Source organism: Pseudonocardia ammonioxydans (genome assembly GCF_900115005.1).
GTDB lineage: Bacteria > Actinomycetota > Actinomycetes > Mycobacteriales > Pseudonocardiaceae > Pseudonocardia > Pseudonocardia ammonioxydans.
In genome coordinates, this window is the sequence record NZ_FOUY01000125.1 from 1 (window position 1) to 2826 (window position 2826).

Annotated in this window: 5 protein-coding genes; 3 read left to right on the top strand and 2 right to left on the bottom strand. The window is 66.2% G+C overall.

Annotated elements, in window-relative coordinates:
* The 3 genes from BM093_RS36475 to BM093_RS34490 form a co-directional block, all read left to right on the top strand.
* The coding region (locus BM093_RS36475; protein WP_177238896.1) for a hypothetical protein at positions 1–232 on the top strand (232 nt) is incomplete at its 5' end.
* A 13-nt stretch (positions 233–245) separates the two neighbouring features.
* Entirely contained in the window at positions 246–1184 is a 939-nt protein-coding gene (locus BM093_RS34485; RefSeq protein WP_177238897.1) for a ParA family protein, read from the top strand.
* A gap of 2 nt (positions 1185–1186) precedes the next feature.
* Positions 1187–2275: a ParB/RepB/Spo0J family partition protein gene (locus tag BM093_RS34490; protein ID WP_093357630.1), complete on the top strand. Its 1089-nt coding sequence runs from the start codon at positions 1187–1189 to the stop codon at positions 2273–2275.
* 123 nt (positions 2276–2398) lie between these two features.
* On the opposite strand, the gene BM093_RS38100 is transcribed toward BM093_RS34490, so the two are convergent.
* Both BM093_RS38100 and BM093_RS35665 read right to left on the bottom strand, forming a co-directional pair.
* Entirely contained in the window at positions 2399–2533 is a 135-nt protein-coding gene (locus BM093_RS38100; protein WP_281248762.1) for a hypothetical protein, read from the bottom strand.
* A 173-nt stretch (positions 2534–2706) separates the two neighbouring features.
* A partial coding sequence (locus tag BM093_RS35665) for a DnaB-like helicase C-terminal domain-containing protein (protein ID WP_143105716.1) occupies positions 2707–2826 on the bottom strand: 120 nt, incomplete at its 5' end.

Here is a 2826-nt window from a genome sequence, read left to right on the forward strand (position 1 = left end):
GCCCGTGCAGTTCACCCTTGACCAGACAGCACGGGCGATGCACGCGGTCATCGACCCACATCTGCGGAAGATCAACTCCCGATCCAGGGTCGGGCGCAGCCGGGTACGGGAAGTGCTTCGCCAGATCGTCACCGACGGCTGGCCACCTGACTTCGAACCCGATCCGGAGCGAGTCGCCCACTGGCGGGCCTGGCTCATCACCAACGGCATCTTCACCGACGACACGCAGTGAGGTCGATTCTGTCGTGACCCCCAAGACAGCTCCCGCACACGCGGCCGTCACGCTGCCGCGCATCACAGCGATCCTGAACCAGAAGGGCGGCGTCGGGAAGACCGGCCTGACTGCCGGCACCGGTGGGGCGCTGTCGGAACGTGGCCGCCGAACACTGCTGGTGGACCTCGATCCTCAGGGGCACCTGACTACTGAGGCGCTGGGCCTAGAGGAGGCGGACTCCACGCACCCGAACCTGGCCGCAGCTTTGACCGGAGAGTTCACGGGCCCGACCAGCGATCTCGTGGTTCAGCACTCGCAGTCCGCTGCCGGTGGTTGCCTAGACGTGTTGCCGCACTGCGTCTCGATGTTCCTGGTCGTACGCAAGCTTCATGCCGCCCGCTCCCCCGAACACCGCCTAACTCGTGTCCTGCGGCAGCTCGAGGGCTCTTACGATCACGTGCTAATCGACTGCCCGCCTTCCCTCGATGTGCTCACTGACACAGCGCTTGTCGCATCGGACGGCCTGCTAGTGCCGGTCCAGCCCAGCAACACCTCCTTGCGGGCTCTCCGCCTCCTCATCGAGCAGGTCGCAGTCATCGAGGAGGAACTGCAGATCCCCCGGCGTGACCTGCATGGGCTGGTTCCTGGGGTCTATCGCCGTCCCTTGTCAGGGATCGCGCGCTACAAGATGCAGGAGCTGGAGGAGTACGGCGTCAGCGACGGCGAGGTTCCTGCACTGCCGATCCTGGCGCACTTGCCACTCGCCGCGGCGGTTGAGGAGGCCTGGCTCAGTGGGCAGACCTTGACCGACTACCAGCCGGCCGCGCCGATCGCCGATGCCTACCGTCGGATCGCGCTGCATCTCGACGTTGCAGCAGGCCTGTCCTCTGCAGCCGAGCTGGAAGGGCTGCCAGCTCTGGAGACCGTCACACCCAGCGCGGTAACGAGCTCGACAGCGGAGGGGAAGTAGACGTGGCTAAGAAGAAGGACTTCGGCGCCATGGAGCGGGGGCGTCCCGCCGGCACAGGTGCCGAACGGGCCCGCGACGCGCTTCGGACGCGGCTCGCAACTCCGCCGAGCAAGTTGCCACTCGACCAGCTGCAACCCAACCCGCTGAATCCTCGCGATCCTGAACAAGACACGGGTCTCGAGGATCTTGCGGCGACTATGCGTCAGCACGGTCAGCTCCAGCAGGCCCAGGTCATCGCGCGCGATGACTTCCTGGAGGCGTTCCCCGATACAGCTGACCAGCTCTCCGCGGCACCGTGGGTGGTCTTCATCGGGAATCGCCGTTTGGCCGCTGCCCGCCTGGCCGGCCTCGAGATGCTCGATGTCCGGGCTCCTGAGGGGGTGGCTACACCCGAGGAGATCGAGAGTCGTGTGCTGATCGAGAATCTGCAGCGTAGCGATCTGCCCCTGCTCAAGGAGGCCGAGTTCTTGCAGCGGCAGCTCGACCGGGACGGCCAGTCGTTGCGATCCGTGGGTGCCGCGATCGGGAAGTCGTTCACGTATGTGCAGCAGCGTGTCGGCCTGCTCAAGCTCATTCCGGAGCTGCAGGAGCAGTTGCGTCAGGGGAACGTGACCTTCAAGACGGCTCGGGCTCTCTACGCGCTCAGTCCCGAGGAGCAGGCGACGGTTTACCGCAGTGGCCCGCCGTGGTCAGCGGCAGTGCTCGAGACCCAAGCAGAGCCACTGCCCGCCGCCGCTACGTCGCCGGACGAGGCTCCCTCCGGAGCAGCCGGTCAGGCCGTAGCAGACTCCGACCGGGATCATGCCGTTTCGCATTCAGGCCCCGAAGCGACGGCGCCCACGGGGGCAGCGAGCAACTCGTCGAAGCCCGAGCAGGATTCCCAGGAGCAATCAAGTTCGGGTACCTCGACCGCTACGCAGCCGCTGGCAGGCAATGAGCTGGTGGCGCCCCTCGTACACAGCGTCAACACGGTGCTCGAAGAGATCCGTCGCTCTGAGGCTGCGGCGGAAGTGGACACGCAGGCGGCGGCGGTGCTCCAGGAGGCGGCACGACAGGTTGAGTCAGCACTGATGACTCTCCGGAGGATGTAAACCGGGTATACAGCGCCGCGGCGAATCTTGTGGGGCCCGCGTATGGGGATGCTGCCCGACGTTCGTATACCCGGTTTACATCCAGGGTCGCCGCGGGCGGCGCCCAGCAGCGCGACGGCGATGTCAGGCGCGTGCGAGTTCGGAGAAGCGGCTGTAGTACAGCGGGAGCGCGACGGTGATCGTGGTGCTGAAGCCGTTCCGGTGCTTGGCCAGGATCAGGCTCGCATCCGCCTTGGTGGACGGCCTACGCCTCAACAAACTGATCACCGTCGCTGCGCGCCTGGATCCGGAGCATGTAAACCGGGTATACAGCGCGGCACCGGAGCTTGTGCCTGCCCGTGTGTGGGGTGCTGACCGGGCGCTTGTATACCCGGTTTACATCCAGCGGGGAGACGGCGGAGTACAGCTAGCGGTGGTGGCGGCGGCGATTGTCAGGCGTGAGCGAGGTCGGAGAAGCGGCTGTAGTGCAGCTGGTGCGCGACGGTGATCGTCGTGGTGGGGCCGTTCCGGTGCTTGGCCAGGATCAGGTCCGCCTCGCCGGCGCGGGGGTC